Raw genomic sequence first — 15410 nt, 5'->3', positions numbered from 1 at the left:
GCTCTGGCGGTCAGGGCCACGGCCACGGCTACGGCTACGGCTACGGCATGCTCGGCGGCGTCTTCGCCGGGGTTTCCTCCAGCGCCGTCAGGGCCAGGCTGATCGCCTCGTCCAGCTGGGGGTCCCGGCCCGCCGCGTGGTCCTGGGGACGCTGGGGGACCTCGACGTCGGGGTCGACGCCGTGGTTCTCCACGCCCCAGCCGTAGCCCTCCAGCCAGAAGGCGTACTTGGGCTGGGTGATCAGCGTGCCGTCGACCAGCCGGTAGCGGCTGTCGATGCCGATGACGCCGCCCCAGGTGCGGGTGCCGACGACCGGGCCGATGCCGAGCGCCTTGATCGCGGCGTTGACGATGTCGCCGTCGGAGCCGGAGAACTCGTTGGCGACGGCGACGACCGGTCCCCGGGGGGCGTCCAGCGGGTAACTGGCGGGCCGCATGCCGCGCGGCAGGTCCCAGCCGACGATGCGCCGGGCCAGCTTCTCGACGACCAGCTGGGAGGTGTGGCCGCCGCGGTTCTCGCGGACGTCGACGACCAGGCCCTCCCGGGTCACCTCGACGCGCAGGTCCCGGTGGAGCTGGGCCCAGCCGGCGCCGACCATGTCGGGCACGTGCAGGTAGCCGAGCCGGCCACCGGACTTCTCGTGGACGTAGGCGCGGCGGTCGGCGACCCAGGCGTGGTAGCGCAGGGGCTCCTCGTCGGCGAGGGGGACGACGACGGCGTGCCGGGGCTCGCCACCCCCGGACGGGGAGATGGTCAGCTCCACCGGCTTGCCCGCGGTGCCGACCAGCAGCGGGCCGGGTCCGGTGACCGGGTCCACGGGCTGTCCGGCGACGGCCACGATCGCGTCCCCGGCGCGCACGGCGACGCCGGGGGCGGCGAGCGGGGAACGGGCGTCGGGGTCGGAGGTCTCCGAGGGCAGGACGCGGTCGATGCGCCAGGCGCCGTCCTCGTGACGGGAGAGGTCGGCGCCGAGCAGGCCCTGCCGGGCGCCGGAGCCGTGGCCGCCGCGCGGGGTGACGTAGGCGTGCGAGGTGCCCAGTTCGCCGTGCACCTCCCACAGGAGGTCGACCAGGTCGTCGTGGGTGGCGAGGCGGTCGAGGACGGGCCGGTAGCGGTCGAGGACGGCGTCCCAGTCGACGCCGTTCATGTCGGGCCGCCAGAAGTTGTCCCGCATGACGCGGCCGGTCTCGTCGTACATCTGCCGCCACTCGGCGACCGGGTCGACGGTCTGCCGCACGCGGCTGAGGTCGACGGTGATGTTGGTGTCGCTCTCCTCGTCGCCCGAGGCCCGCCGGTCGCTGGGGACGACCTTGAGGCGTCCGTCGGCCCACAGCAGCACCCGCTTGCCGTCGCCGCTGACCTCGAAGTGGTCGGCGTCGGCGGCGAGGTGCTCGACGCGCTGCTGGGCGAGGTCGTAGCGCTCCAGCTCGGTGTGCGGGTCGGGGGCGTCCGGGGTGGCGCGGGAGGCGCCGAGGACACCGGTGACCGGGTGGCGCAGCCACAGGACACCGTCCTTGGCGGCGCGCAGCCGGGAGTAGCGGGCGGCCTCGACCGGGAAGGGCACGATGCGGTCGGCGAGGCCCTCGATGTCGATCCGGGTGGTCGGGGTGCCCTCGCTGTCGGGGGTCTCGTCCCGGTCCGGGGTCTCGAAGGGGCGGCCGTGGCGCTGCGGGCCGAAGGGCGACGGGGTGGTCGCGGCCAGCGTGATCAGGTACGGGCGGGCGCCCTCGACGAAGGCCAGGTCGAAGACGTGCTCGTCGTAGACCGGGTCGAAGGAGCGGGTGGAGAGGAAGGCGAGGTGCTTGCCGTCCAGGGTGAAGGCCGGGGAGTAGTCCTTGAAACGCAGCGGGGTCGCCTCGCTCACCGACAGGTCGGTGGTGTTGGCGAGCCTCAGCTGGCGCAGCGGGCTCGGGCCGGGGTGGGACCAGGCGAGCCAGGCGGAGTCGGGTGAGAAGGCCAGTCCCGAGGCGTCGCCGTCCTCGCTGCGGTCGACCTCGCGGACCTCACCGGTCTCCCGCTCGACGAGCAGGACGCGGCCGTCGTGCGAGGCGACGGCGGCGCGGCTGCCGTCCGGCGCCATGGCGAGGCCCAGCACGCGGCCGAGCTGTCCGGCGGCGAGGCGGCGCGCGGTGGCGCCGGGCGCGAGTCCGGTGGCGGGCGCGAACTCCAGGGCGTCGTCGCCCTCGGCGTCCGTCACCCACACCACCCACTCCTCGCCGTCGGCGCGGAAGGTGCGCGGCAGCCGGGTGCGGACGCCGGGCTGTGCGGCCAGCGCGCGGGCCGGTCCCGAGCGGTGGGTGATCCAGTGCACGCCGCCGCGTACGGCGACGGCGCTGCCGCGCGCGGTGTGGTCGGGGGACGCGGAGCCGAACCAGCGGGCGGCGTTCACCGGGTACGTCTGGAGGTCCACGCGCGTGCCGCCGACGCGGATGTCGAGCCTGCGCGGCTCGGCCGCCTCCAGGTCGTCCAGCGTCCACAGCTCACCGGCGCTGGAGTAGACGACGCGGGTGCCGTCGGTGGCGGCGTGCCGGGCGTAGAAACCGTCGAGTGGCGTGTGCCGGCGCAGGTCGGAGCCGTCGGCGAGGGAGGAGTACAGGGCGCCGGTGCCCTCGTGGTCGGAGAGGAACGCGATGCGGTCACCGACCCAGCAGGGGTACTCGATGTTGCCGTCGAGGTCGCTGTGCAGCCGTACGAACTCGCCGTCGTCCTCGGCGTCGATCCACAGCTTGCCCGCCGTGCCGCCCCGGTAGCGCTTCCACCAGGCGGCCTCGCGGCCCATCGGCGCGGACAGCAGCACGGTGCGCGGCCCGTACGCGACGTCGCCGACGGGCCCGTACGGCAGGGTGGTGGCCGGTCCGCCGTCGAGCGGGACGGCACGGGCCCAGCTGCGGCGCAGGCTGGGCTGTCCGTGACTGCTGAGGGCGAGGACCTGGCCCTGTGAGGTCCAGCCGCGTACCTGGGTCTTCAGGCTGCCCCAGTGGGTGAGGCGCTTGGCGGGGCCGCCGTCGGCGGAGGCGATGTGCACCTCGGGGGCGCCGTCACGGGTGGAGGTCCAGGCGACCGTGGTGCCGTCGGGCGAGACGCGGGGGTGGTTGACCGGCACGTTGTCGGCGCTGACCCGCCAGGCCCGGCCGCCGTCGAGCGGGGCGAGCCACACGTCGTCCTCGGCGGTGAAGGCGACCAACTCGCCGTGCGGGTGCGGAAAGCGGAGGTAGGCAGGCGCTGCGGGCTGTGTCACCCCCTCACCCTATGCAGGGGCGGGACCCGCCGACAGAGGTTTGGATCACATCCGGCCACCGGACCGCCGGGCCATCGAGGCCATCGGGGCCATCGAGGCCATCGGGGCCAATGAGCCACCGGGCCACCGGGCCACCGGGCTATTTGCCCTCGACCGGTCGGCAGTGCGGGTCGTCCGGGCACCAGATGGTGCGGGTGACGGTCACCGTGGGTCCCGGCTGCTGCTGGGAGGGCCGGTCCGCGGGCGGGGCGCTCGTGGAGTCGCAGTTGCCCAGCCCCTTGACGCGGAACCACTCCTCGCCGTCCACTTTCGCGGTGAGATCGCCACGCACGCAGGCGCCGTTGACGACCCGGGTCACCTCACCGTCGACGGTGACGTCCTTCCCGTCGTCGGTCTCCCCCTCGCAGTCGACGGCGGCGACCGTGTCCTCGCCGGCCCGGGCGGTGGCACCGCCGCCGCCGTCGCCGTCGCCGTCGCCGCCGAGGGAGGCGGTGCAGGTGAGCCACCGGACGTCCGCCTTCTGCCGCTCCAGTTCGCGGGTCACGGTCTGGTCGGTCGTGAACGCCACCGAGGCGGAGCTGAGTCCGCCCGGGTCGCACGCGACGACACCGCCGACGGCGACCACCGAGCCGACGACAACCGGAGCCACACGCCAAATCCGCCTCAATGCCCCCATGGACGGCAGCCTGCCACCGGTCCGGAGCTCGCGGTAGAGCGCATACGGCCACTCCTCACTACCGTGGGCGGATGGGCAACGACCGCAGGCAGCGCAGGCTCGTCGTCGACGAGCGGACGACGTACCTCTGGAGCCACCGGCAGAAACGGGGCCGTGACGGTGTCTGGCGGGACGCGCTGACCCTCTACCGCGACGGACTCCGCATCCGGTTCGTCTTTCTCGCGGGCGGCCCTGAGTCGGGCCGGTACACCCCCGAGGGCGGCTACTGGTACGAGGGCTGCGTGGCGGACGGCCGCGGCAACCTGCTCAACCTGCGCGAACCCGCCGTCGTACGGCAGTTGACGGACGAGGCCGGACGGCGCGGGCTGCTGCCCGGGGCCGGGGGCGGGCCGGTGGAACTGGACGGCTGGGGCCTGTTCCCGGCGGTCGCCTCGGCGCTCGACGGCGCGCCGGCCTGACGCCGCCTCAGGACCAGCGGCCGGTGCGGGCCAGGAGTACCGCTGTCGCCGCGGTACCGGCCGTGGAGGTGCGCAGGACGCTGGGTCCCAGACGGTAGGGCTTCGCGCCGGCCTCGGCGAAGAGAGCCAACTCCTCGGGGGACACCCCGCCTTCGGGGCCGACGACCAGCACGATGCCACCGGCGGTGGGGAGTCCGGTGGCGGCCAGTGGCTCGTCACCGCTCTCGTGGAGTACGGCGGCGAAGTCGGCGTCGGCCAGAAGTGAGGCAACCTGCTTGCTCGTCGCCGCGTCCGCGACGTCGGGGAAGCGGACCCGGCGGGACTGCTTGCCGGCCTCTCGGGCCGTCGCCCGCCACTTGCCGAGCGCCTTGAGGCCGCGGTCGCCCTTCCACTGGGTGATGCAACGGGACGCCGCCCACGGCACGATGGCGTCGACACCGACCTCGGTCATCGTCTCCACGGCCAGCTCACCGCGGTCACCCTTGGGCAGGGCCTGGACGACGGTGATGCGGGGCCGTTCCTCGGGCTCCTCGCGCACGCCGTCCACGACGGTGACGACGAGACGGTCCTTGCCCTCGGCGGCCTTCACGACACCCTCGGCCCAGCGTCCGCGTCCGTCGGTGAGGACGACGTCCTCGCCGGCGCGCAACCGCTTCACGGAGACGGCGTGCCGTCCCTCGGGGCCGTCCAGGACGTACTCGCCGCCGGGCAGGTCCCCCGGCCGGAGGGAGTCGACCACGAACACCGGCGCCGTCATCGGCCCGCACCTCCCGTCGCGAAACCCGAAAACCCCGACAAACCCGAAAACCCCGACAACACGGTCCCTGCGGCGGCGAGTTCGGCCGCCAGCACCTCCACCAGCCGGCCGGCGGGGAGTTCCCGGGCCATCCGGTGACCCTGTCCCGCCCAGAGCGCCATGCCCTGCGCGTCCCCCGCCTTCGCCGCAGCCTTGCGCAGCGGGGCGGTGAGGTGGTGGACCTCCGGGTAGGCGGCGGGGGCGTAGGGGCCGTGCTCGCGCAGGAAGCGGTTGACCAGGCCGCGGGCGGGGCGGCCGGAGAAGGCACGGGTCAGTTCGGTGCGGACGAACAGAGGGTTGGTCAGCGCCTGCTTGTGCAGGGCGTGCGCGCCGGACTCGGAGGTGGCGAGGAAGGCGGTGCCGAGCTGGGCGGCGCTCGCACCGGCCGCGAGGACCGCGGCGATCTGACCCCCGCGCATGATGCCGCCGGCGGCGATGACCGGCAGGTTCACCGCCTCCCGGACCTGGGCGACCAGCGACAGCAGCCCGGTGCCGGCGCCGCCCGTCTCCGGGTTGTCCCGGTGGGTGCCCTGGTGTCCGCCGGCCTCGGCGCCCTGCGCGATCACCGCGTCGGCACCGGACAGCTCCACGGCCCGGGCCTCTTCCACGGTGGTCGCGGCGACCACGGCGAAGGTGCCGACCCGGTGCAGGGAGTCGACGACCTCACGGGTCGGGACGCCGAAGTGGAACGACACCACCGGCACCGGGTTGTCCAGCAGCACCGCGAGCTTGGTGTCGTAGCCGTCGTCCCGGCCGCACTCGGGATCGCCGAGTTCCGTCTCGTACCAGGCGGCCTCACCGGCCAGCTGGTCGGCGTAGACGCCGACGGCGGAGGGGTCGGCCGTCTCCGGCTGCGGCATGAAGAGGTTGACGCCGAAAGGGCGGGCGGTGAGTCCCCGCAGCTGCTTGATCTCCTGGTACATCCCGTCCGCGGTCTTGTACCCGGCGGCCAGGAATCCCAGTCCGCCCGCCTCGCCGACCGCGGCGGCGAGCCGCGGCACGGAGACGCCGCCCGCCATGGGCGCCTGCACGATCGGGTAGGGGAAGAGATCGGTCAGTGCGGAGGACATGACGGCATGGTGTCACGTCCTGTGGACGGGTCCGAATCCGGGCTTCCGTTGGCATACGCCAGAAGCATCCCCGTCGCGCAACCGTCCCGTACCCACCGGAAAGCCCCTGGCGCGGGCCTCGCCAGGGGCTTTCCGGTACCGGGCTTCAGCGCCCGTTGAAAGCGTCCTTCAACCGGGAGAACAGCCCTTGCTGCCCGGGCTGGAACTGCCCCTGCGGACGCTCCTCGCCGCGCAGCTTGGCCAGCTCGCGGAGCAGGCGCTCCTGCTCGGGGTCGAGCTTGCTCGGGGTCAGGACCTCGACGTGGACGATGAGGTCGCCCCGGCCGCCGCCACGCAGGTGGGTGACGCCGCGGCCGTGCAGCGGGACCGACTGGCCGGACTGGGTGCCCGGGCGGATGTCGATCTCCTCCACGCCGTCGAGCGTCTCCAGCGGCACCTTCGTGCCCAGGGACGCCGCCGTCATCGGGATGGTGACCGTGCAGTGCAGGTCGTCGCCGCGGCGCTGGAAGGTCGAGTGGGGCAGTTCGTGGATCTCGACGTACAGGTCACCGGCGGGGCCTCCGCCGGGGCCGACCTCACCCTCGCCCGCGAGCTGGATCCGGGTGCCGTTGTCGACGCCGGCCGGGATCTTCACGGTCAGGGTGCGCCGCGAGCGGACCCGGCCGTCGCCCGCGCACTCGGGGCACGGGGTCGGGACCACGGTGCCGAAGCCCTGGCACTGCGGGCAGGGGCGGGAGGTCATGACCTGGCCCAGGAAGGACCGCGTGACCTGTGACACCTCGCCGCGACCGCGGCACATGTCGCACGTCTGGGCACTGGTGCCCGGAGCGGCGCCCTCGCCGTTGCAGGTGTTGCAGACGACCGCGGTGTCGACCTGGATGTCCTTGGTCGTCCCGAAGGCCGCCTCGTCCAGCTCGACCTCGATGCGGATCATCGCGTCCTGGCCGCGGCGGGTGCGCGAGCGCGGCCCGCGCTGCGACGCCGTACCGAAGAACGCGTCCATGATGTCCGAGAAGTTCCCGAAGCCACCCGCGCCGAAGCCACCCGCGCCACCGCCGCCGGCCTGCGAGAGTGGGTCGCCGCCGAGGTCGTAGACCTGCTTCTTCTGCGGGTCCGACAACACCTCGTAGGCGGCGTTGATCTCCTTGAACCGCTCCTGGGTCTTCGGATCGGGGTTGACGTCCGGGTGCAGCTCGCGGGCGAGCCTCCGAAACGCCTTCTTGATCTCGTCCTGGGACGCGTCGCGGCGTACGCCGAGTACGGCGTAGTAGTCCGTGGCCACCTACGACTCCGCCAGGATCTGTCCGACGTACCGTGCCACTGCGCGTACCGCTCCCATCGTTCCCGGGTAATCCATGCGGGTCGGTCCGACCACGCCGAGCTTGGCAACCGCCTCGCCGCCCGAACCGTAGCCCACCGACACGACGGACGTTGAGTTGAGTCCTTCGTGGGCGTTCTCATGACCGATACGGACGGTCACGCCCGGATCCTTCGCCTCACCGAGCAGCTTGAGGAGCACGACCTGCTCCTCCAGCGCCTCGAGGACGGGTCGGATCACCAAGGGGAAGTCGTGCCCGAAGCGGGTCAGATTGGCGGTACCGCCGATCATCAACCGCTCCTCGTTCTCCTCGACCAGCGTCTCCAGGAGAGTGGAGAGCACAGTAGAGACCGTACCCCGGTCCTCGGCCTCGAAAGCCTCCGCCAGGTCCTCCACCAGGCTCGGCACGTCCGAGAAGCGGCGCCCGGCGACCCGGCTGTTGAGCCGCGCGCGCAGGTCCGCCAGGGACGACTCGCCGAACGGCGCCGGGCAGTCGACCATCCGCTGCTCGACCCGGCCGGTGTCGGTGATCAGCACCAGCATCAGCCGCGCGGGCGCCAGGGAGAGCAACTCCACGTGCCGCACGGTCGAGCGGGTCAGCGACGGATACTGCACGACGGCGACCTGCCGGGTCAGCTGCGCGAGCAGCCGCACCGTGCGGGCCACCACGTCGTCGAGGTCGACGGCGCCCTCCAGGAAGTTCTGGATGGCACGCCGCTCGGGCCCGGTCATCGGCTTGACGCCGGCCAGCTTGTCGACGAAGAGCCGGTAGCCCTTGTCGGTCGGGATGCGCCCGGCGCTGGTGTGCGGCTGGGCGATGAACCCCTCGTCCTCCAGGGCCGCCATGTCGTTGCGCACGGTGGCCGGGGAGACGCCGAGGTTGTGCCGCTCGGTGAGGGCCTTGGAGCCGACCGGCTCCTCGGTGCCGACGTAGTCCTGGACGATGGCGCGCAGCACCTCGAGCCTGCGTTCACTGAGCACTCGCGCACACCTCCAAGATCTCGTCGTCCGCCGGCGTACTGCCGGGGGTCCCACTGTCTTCCCTGGCACTCACGGTGCGCGAGTGCCAGACTTCCCCGGCCCAGTGTACGGCCGCGGGGTACGCCCCCGGCAAGGCCGGGGGCACGCCCGCCGTGCGCCAAGGTGCCGTACCGCTAGCGTCGTGGCCGTGACGGTGACTTGGGAAGACCTGGGATGGGAGCGGCTGGCGGCCGGGGTGGGGCGGCGCCGGCTGCCGGTGTGGGACTGCACGGCGGGGCTGGTCGTCGGCGCGGACGCGGCGCTGATGGTCGACGCGGGGTCGAGCCTCGGTGAGGGCGCCCGGTTGCACGCGGGGGCGCGGGAGCTCGCCGGTCACCGTGTGACACATCTCGCGCTGACCCACCCGCACTTCGACCACGTCTTCGGGGCGGCGGCGTTCGCGGGTCCGGGTCCGGAGGGGGCTGAGGTGTACGGCGCGATGGGCGTGGGCGCGGTGTTCGCGCCGGGCGGACCGGGGCGGGAGGCGCTGCGCTCGGAGGCGGTGGCGGAGGGCCTGGACGCGCGGGTGGCGCGGGAGGCGGCCAACGCCCTCGTCCGCGTCGACCACGAGGTCCACGGCGAGTGCACGCTCGACCTGGGCGGCGGCCGACGGGTCCTGCTCGCCGACGTGGGCCCCGGGCACACCGGCCACGACCTCGTGGCGCTGGTGCCGGGCGCCCCGGCGGTCGTCTTCTGCGGCGACCTGGTCGAGGAGTCCGGCGAGCCCCAGGCGGGCTCCGACGCCGTACCGTCGCGCTGGCCCGCCGCCCTGGACCGGCTGCTCGACCTGGGCGGTGAGGACGCGCTGTACGTCCCCGGTCACGGAGCGGTGGTGGACGCGGCCTACGTCCGGGCCCAACGGGACGCGCTGGCCACCCGGTTCGGTGTGTCGCGCTGATCACTGCGGACCCGGTTCGGCGCGTGAGGCGCTGGTCACGCGGACCCGGTTCGGCGTGTGAGGCGCTGGTCACGCGGACCCGGTTCGGCGTGTCGCGTCGATCACGGAGCGCCCGCTCCTCGTATCGTCATCAGAATGCGCCAGTACTCCGCCGACCTGACCCCTCCGTGGAAGAAACCGCAGCCGGTACCGGAGGTCCCGGCCGATCCCGGCCTGGTGGTCGAGGAGCCCGGCACCGGCTTCTGCGGCGCGGTGACCGGCTGCGAGGCCGGCACGGTGACCCTGGAGGACCGCTTCGGCAAGCGCCGGGTGTTCCCGATGGAGCCGCGCGGCTTCCTGCTGGAGGGGCGGGTGGTGACTCTGATCCGGCCGCCGTCCGGTTCGTCCCGTTCGTCCGGTCCGGTGCGTCCCGCCCGTACGGCATCCGGTTCGGTCGCCGTCCCCGGCGCACGGGCGCGCGTGGCCCGCGCCGGACGCATCTACGTCGAGGGGCGACACGACGCCGAGCTGGTCGAGAAGGTGTGGGGCGACGACCTGCGGGTCGAGGGTGTCGTCGTGGAGTACCTGGGCGGTGTCGACGACCTGCCGTCGATCGTGGACGACTTCGCGCCGGGGCCGGACGCCCGGCTGGGGGTCCTGGTGGACCACCTGGTGCCGGGTTCCAAGGAGTGGCGGATCGCCCAGGCGGTGACCGGCGAACACGCGCTGGTCGTGGGCCATCCCTACATCGACATCTGGGAGGCCGTGAAGCCGTCGTCCCTGGGGATCGCCGAGTGGCCCCGGGTGCCGCGCGGGCAGGACTGGAAGACGGGGGTGTGCCGGGCGCTGGGGTGGCCGCCGGAGAACACGGGGGCGGTGTGGCAGGCGATCCTGGCGCGGGTGGGGTCGTACAAGGACCTGGAGCCGGAACTGCTGGGCAGCGTGGAACGACTCATCGACCACGTGACCGTGCCTTGAGTGTCGTCCGGTCGTCGACAGTCCGGGCCCGGTGGACTGCTCTCCGCCGCTGCGGAAATGGTGCGTCGGCCAGCTCGGCCACACTGCCGAGCAGTCCCTGCTCCCCGCCGAAGCGAGGACGACCCCTCAGTTGATCCCTCAGTCCACCAGGTCCCGCACCACCGCGTCCGCCAGCAGCCGCCCGCGCAGCGTCAGCACCGCGTGCCCGTCCTCGTACGGCCCCTCCTGGAGGAGCCCGTCGGACAACGCCCGCCGTGCCGCCGCGAGCCCCGTCTCCCGCAGCAGCGACAGCGGGACGCCTTCCCTCAGGCGCAGCTCCAGCAGGATGCGCTCGACGCGGCGGTCCTCGTCCGTCAGGAGCTCGCGTCCGGCCCCCGGCGACTTACCGGCCGCCAGTGCTCCCGCGTAGGCGCCGGGGTGCTTCACGTTCCACCAGCGCACCCCGCCCACGTGGGAGTGCGCTCCCGGCCCCGCGCCCCACCAGTCGGCGCCGCGCCAGTACAGCTCGTTGTGCAGGCAGCGGCCCGCGTCGGAGGTGGCCCAGTTCGACACCTCGTACCAGTCGAAGCCCGCCGCGGAGAGGGTCTCCTCGGTGATCAGGTAGCGGTCGGCGTGGACGTCGTCGTCGGTCATGGGGACCTCGCCGCGTCGGATGCGGCGGGCCAGCTGGGTGCCCTCCTCGACGATCAGGGCGTACGCGGAGACGTGGTCGGGACCGGCGCCGAGCGCCGCGTCGAGGGAGGCACGCCAGTCGTCGTCGCTCTCGCCGGGGGTGCCGTAGATCAGGTCGAGGTTGACGTGGTCGAAGCCGGCCTCGCGGGCCTCGGTGACGCAGGCCTCGGGGCGGCCCGGGGTGTGGGTGCGGTCCAGCACCTTCAGGACGTGCTGCTTCGCACTCTGCATGCCGAAGGAGATCCGGTTGAAGCCGCCCTCGCGGAGAGTGGCGAGGTAGGCCGGGTCGACGGACTCCGGGTTGGCCTCCGTCGTGATCTCCGCGTCCGCCGCGAGGCCGAACTCGTCGCGGATCGCGTGCAGCATCCGCACCAGGTCGCCGGCGGCCAGCAGGGTGGGCGTACCGCCGCCGACGAAGACCGTGCGGACCTCTCGGGGGTCGTCGCCGAGCACCTTGCGGGCCAGGCGGACCTCGTCGGTGAGCGTCTCGGCGTAGTTGTCGCGGGAGGCGAGGACGCCGCCGGTGCCGCGCAGCTCGGTCGCGGTGTAGGTGTTGAAGTCGCAGTAGCCGCAGCGGGTCGCGCAGTACGGCACGTGCAGGTAGAAGCCGAGGGGGCGGTCGGCGGCGCCGACGAGCGCGGACGCCGGGAGGGCGCCGTCGGCGGGGACGGGTTCGCCGTCGGGGAGTGCGGAGGGCATGCGTTCCATTGTCCCGTACGGCCGTGGTTACTCGGCCTGGAGCACCAGCAGGGCCAGATCGTCCTCCGGGGGCCGGGGGCCGAACTCGTGCACCAGCCGCCTGATCCGCTCGGCGACCAGCCCGGCGTCCAGCCCCACGCATCCGGCGAGGGCGGCGGCGAGGCCGTCCCCGTCGTCGAACTGCCGGGAGCCGCTGCGCCGCTCGGTGACCCCGTCCGTGACGCAGAGCAGGGTGTCGCCGGACCGCAGCTCGAAGGTCTCGCTGGTGTACGTGGCGTCCTCGACGACCCCGAGCAGGGTCTGCGGCCGCGCTACCGCGCGCACCGTGCCGTCGGGGCCCAGGAGCAGCGGCAGCGGATGCCCGGCCGAGGCGAGGGTGCAGCGGACGCCGCCGTCGAACGGGACCAGTTCGCCGTAGAGCAGGGACAGGAAGCGGGTCTGCGGTCCGTCGCCCGGGGCAACCGGAGGGCCGGTGGCGACCAGGGCACGGGCGGCGGCGTCGGCGGCCTCCGTGGCGTCGTCGAGGAGGAGCTGGTTGAGGCGGTCGAGTACGTCGGGGACCTCGTACTCCTCGCGGGCCAGCAGCCGCAGCCAGGGCCGGGCGAGGCCGATGACGACGGCGGCCTCCGGCCCCTTGCCCTGGACGTCGCCGACGGCGAAGCACCAGCGGCCCTCGCCGGCCGGGAAGAGGTCGTAGAAGTCGCCGCTGGGACCGCCCTTGTCGCACGGCTCGTAGACGAGGGCGCTGCATACTCCGGGGATCTCGGCGACGGCGCCGGGCAGCAGGCCGCGCTGGAGCACGGCGCTGATGGTGGCCTGCCGGGCGTACTGGCGGGCGGCGCCGATGGCGAGTGCCACCCGGCGGCTGAGATCCTCGACGAGGCCGGTGATCTCGTCGGGGAAGCCGACGGTGCCGGCCCGCCCGATGACCAGGGTGCCCAGCGGCCGGCCGCCGGCGACCAGGCGGTAGGCGAGTGCGGCGCCCTGCGCGGCGTCCGGGCCGAGCGCCTCGGCGGGCCAGGGGTGGGCGACGGGGCCGGAACGCCACGGGTCGCGCGGGCGGGGCGGGTCCTTCTCCAGGGCCCGGCGCAGTTCCTCGAAGTGGCTCTCGCCGGCGTGCCAGACGCGGGCCAGCCGCGCTCCCACGGAGGCGGCCGGGTCGTCGCTCCAGGCCGCCCGGCCCAGGGACTCGTCCTCCAGCCACACGCCGCACCAGTCGGCGAGCCGCGGCACGATCAGCTGGCCGGTGAGGGAGGCGACCAGGTCCTCGTCGAGTTGCCCGGCCAGGAGGTCGGAGGCCTCGGCGAGGAAGGACAGCGCGCCGCGGCCCAGCCACTCCCGGTCGCGCACGCCGCGCCCCCGGCCGGTCCCGGCCGTGCCGTCCCGCCAGTCCGGACGGTCCGGACGGTCCGGACGGTCCGGACGGTCCGGCCACTGCGGGGGGTCGGGACGGGCAGGGCCGTCCGGGCCGTTCGGGCTCTCGGGGGCTTGGTCGTGGTCGAAGGCGCCGCCGTGGTTGCGGGCCTGGTCGTGGTCGAAGGCGCCGCCGTGGTCGAAGGTGCCGTCGTGACCGAGGGCTTCGTCGAGGCTGGAAGCCGCGTCGTGCTCGGGCCCTCCCACACGGCCGGGGCCTGCCCCGCGCCCGGGGTCCGGCAGAGCGCCCTCCGGACATCCCGGACCGCCCAGCACCTCCAGGTCCCGGCCACCGTGGGCCTCGGACCCGCTCCACCCTCCGGCCCCCTCCCCCGGTCGGTCCACGGCCGGGGACTCGGTGCGCCGCAGGCTCCCGCCCCCGGCGTACGCCTCGGTCTGCCCGGCGACCTCGGCGCCCGCGGCCGGCAGCCGCGCCCACACCATCTTGGTGCCCGGGCGGTACGTGATGCCCCAGGCCTCCGAGAGCGCGGCGACGAGCCGCAGGCCGCGCCCGTACTCCGGGAGCTCGTGCGGCGTCTCGTCGTCGCCGCTCCTCGGTGCGCGGCAGGGGTGGTAGTCCGTGGCCTCGACGACGAGGGTGCCCGTCTCCTCCAGCCGGCAGACCACCTCGACGTCGGTGCCCGCGTGCACGACGGCGTTGGTGACCAGCTCGCTGACGACGACCAGGGCGTCGGCGACGAGATGCGCGGTCAGCTGTTCCGTACCGGGCAGGCCGAGCGCGGACCAGTCGGAGAGCGCGTCCCGCACCATCTCGCGGGCCGCGCCCGGCGCCAGGGAGCTTCCGAGCAGGGTCACGTGCGCCCGCGCGCACTCCTGGGCGGATGCGTCAGCGGCGTACGCGAGCACTCCGGCGCGGGAGACGGTCTCCCGCTGCGTCGGAATAACACCCGTGACTCCTCCACTCCCCGAAGGAGATGGCTTCTCGCTGGGCCGGTCAGGCTTCACGACGGACCAGCCCGGCCCGGAGAACGTTCAGAGCGCCCACGGTGTCCGCGTGCGCGCGGTGGCCGCAGGCGGTGCAATGGAACTTGTCCTGCGTGAGCCGGTTCTCCGCTGAGACGTGCCCGCACTCGGGGCAGGTCCGGGAGGTGTTGCGAGGGTCCACCGCCATGACTTCCCGTCCGGCGCTTTCAGCCTCGGCGGTCAGGATCGCGAGGAACACCCCCCATCCGGCATCAGCGATCGAGCGGTTCAACCCGGCCTTGGACGCAGCCCCGTTGGGCAGGAAGCTGCCCGGCGTGGCCGGGTCCGGCTTCGAGACGGGAGCTTTGACCGTGTCGCGGACCCTGAGGTCTTCGTGCGCGATGAAGTCGTGTTCCCGCACGAGGTCAAAAGCGGTCTTGTGTGCGTGGTCGAGGCGTTGGCGGCGGACCTTGCGGTGCAGTCGGGCTGCATTCTCCACGGCCTTGCGGCGGCGCTTGCTGCCGCGCCGGCACCGGCTGAGCGCCTGTTGCGCCTGTTGCGCCTCTTCGAGTTTCGCGGCGGCCTTTCGGCCGTGACGCGGGTTGGGAACGAAGCGGCCGTCCGAGTCCGCGAGGAAGTTGGCCACGCCCAGGTCGTTGCCGACCATGCTGCCGCTGGCGGGCAGCGGCTCGGGCCGGGCCCGCTCAGCGGTGAGAATCACGTACCAGCGCTTGCCCTCGCGCTTGACTGAGACCGTCTTGACCTTGCCGACCACCGGACGGTGCTGATGCACCTTGACGTGCCCGACGCCCTGGAAGCGGACACGGGTAACCGGATCGTGCGGTGTGGAGTCCCAGCGACAACCGTCCCCGTCCCCGTCCTCGTCCCCGGGAAATCCCACGGTGTCGAATCGGCCGATACCACGGAAACGCGGGTAACCGGCCTTCTCTGCGGTCCTGACGCGGCGAAAGAACGCGGCAAGCGCCTTGTCCAGACGCCTGAGCGTCGCCTGCTGCGAACTGAACGACCATCGCCCCTGACGCTCCGAGTCGAACGCTCGGATCTCTTTGAGCTGAGCCGACTGGTCGCCGTACCGGACGGTGGCCCTGGACATATGCCGGTAGGCGTCCCGACGTTCCTGCAGGGCCCCGTTGTACAGCGAGCAGTGATCGCTCAGCATCTCGCCGAACGCGATCGTCTGGCGCACGGTGGGCCGCAAGAGGAACTTGTACGCACGAATCATTCAGCTCACCCCCTCCCGGTCACCGCAG

The 15410-nt window shown here is 73.4% G+C and carries 12 protein-coding genes; 3 read left to right on the top strand and 9 right to left on the bottom strand.

Annotated features, from left to right (window positions below; genetic code table 11):
• Positions 1-40: 40 nt before the first annotated feature.
• Both ABEA26_RS11930 and ABEA26_RS11925 read right to left on the bottom strand, forming a co-directional pair.
• On the bottom strand, positions 41-3238 hold the full coding sequence (locus ABEA26_RS11930) for a S41 family peptidase (RefSeq protein WP_345591778.1): 3198 nt from the start codon (positions 3236-3238) through the stop codon (positions 41-43).
• A gap of 139 nt (positions 3239-3377) precedes the next feature.
• A complete protein-coding gene (locus ABEA26_RS11925; RefSeq protein ID WP_345591777.1) occupies positions 3378-3914 on the bottom strand; it encodes a hypothetical protein in 537 nt (178 codons plus the stop codon).
• A gap of 71 nt (positions 3915-3985) precedes the next feature.
• On the opposite strand from ABEA26_RS11925, the gene ABEA26_RS11920 reads away from it, so the two are divergent.
• Positions 3986-4372 carry a hypothetical protein gene (locus ABEA26_RS11920; RefSeq protein WP_345591775.1) on the top strand — a complete coding sequence of 129 codons (387 nt, stop codon included), beginning with the start codon at positions 3986-3988 and terminating at the stop codon, positions 4370-4372.
• A 7-nt stretch (positions 4373-4379) separates the two neighbouring features.
• Here the strand turns inward: ABEA26_RS11920 and ABEA26_RS11915 are convergent, their stop codons facing one another.
• The 4 genes from ABEA26_RS11915 to hrcA form a co-directional block, all read right to left on the bottom strand.
• Entirely contained in the window at positions 4380-5129 is a 750-nt protein-coding gene (locus ABEA26_RS11915; protein ID WP_345591773.1) for a 16S rRNA (uracil(1498)-N(3))-methyltransferase, read from the bottom strand.
• Entirely contained in the window at positions 5126-6238 is a 1113-nt protein-coding gene (locus tag ABEA26_RS11910) for a nitronate monooxygenase (protein ID WP_345591772.1), read from the bottom strand. Before ABEA26_RS11910 ends, ABEA26_RS11915 begins: the two co-directional genes overlap by 4 nt.
• Positions 6239-6383: 145 nt before the next feature.
• Positions 6384-7520: a molecular chaperone DnaJ gene (gene dnaJ / locus ABEA26_RS11905; protein ID WP_345591771.1), complete on the bottom strand. Its 1137-nt coding sequence runs from the start codon at positions 7518-7520 to the stop codon at positions 6384-6386.
• Positions 7521-8537, bottom strand: coding sequence for a heat-inducible transcriptional repressor HrcA (gene hrcA / locus ABEA26_RS11900; RefSeq protein WP_345591770.1), 1017 nt, complete (start codon positions 8535-8537; stop codon positions 7521-7523). It abuts the gene before it with no gap.
• 187 nt (positions 8538-8724) lie between these two features.
• Between hrcA and ABEA26_RS11895 the strand changes: the two genes are divergently transcribed.
• Together ABEA26_RS11895 and ABEA26_RS11890 are read left to right on the top strand one after the other, a co-directional pair.
• Positions 8725-9474: an MBL fold metallo-hydrolase gene (locus ABEA26_RS11895; RefSeq protein ID WP_345591768.1), complete on the top strand. Its 750-nt coding sequence runs from the start codon at positions 8725-8727 to the stop codon at positions 9472-9474.
• A gap of 135 nt (positions 9475-9609) precedes the next feature.
• On the top strand, positions 9610-10431 hold the full coding sequence (locus ABEA26_RS11890; protein ID WP_345591766.1) for a DUF3097 domain-containing protein: 822 nt from the start codon (positions 9610-9612) through the stop codon (positions 10429-10431).
• Between the two features lie 138 nt (positions 10432-10569).
• Here ABEA26_RS11890 and hemW read toward each other — a convergent pair whose 3' ends face one another.
• The 3 genes from hemW to ABEA26_RS11875 form a co-directional block, all read right to left on the bottom strand.
• Complete coding sequence (gene hemW / locus ABEA26_RS11885) at positions 10570-11802, bottom strand: radical SAM family heme chaperone HemW (RefSeq protein ID WP_345591765.1); 1233 nt, start codon at positions 11800-11802, stop codon at positions 10570-10572.
• Positions 11803-11829: 27 nt separating this feature from the next.
• Entirely contained in the window at positions 11830-14082 is a 2253-nt protein-coding gene (locus tag ABEA26_RS11880; protein WP_425587819.1) for a SpoIIE family protein phosphatase, read from the bottom strand.
• An 88-nt stretch (positions 14083-14170) separates the two neighbouring features.
• The gene (locus ABEA26_RS11875; protein WP_345591763.1) at positions 14171-15382 is read right to left on the bottom strand and encodes an RNA-guided endonuclease InsQ/TnpB family protein; all 1212 of its coding nucleotides are present in this window, start codon (positions 15380-15382) and stop codon (positions 14171-14173) included.
• Between the last annotated feature and the right edge of the window lie 28 nt (positions 15383-15410).

Source organism: Streptomyces marokkonensis (genome assembly GCF_039539045.1).
Lineage (GTDB): Bacteria > Actinomycetota > Actinomycetes > Streptomycetales > Streptomycetaceae > Streptomyces > Streptomyces marokkonensis.
The sequence above is the reverse complement of the archived record's forward strand: the minus strand, read 5'-3'. Positions and strand labels throughout refer to the sequence as shown.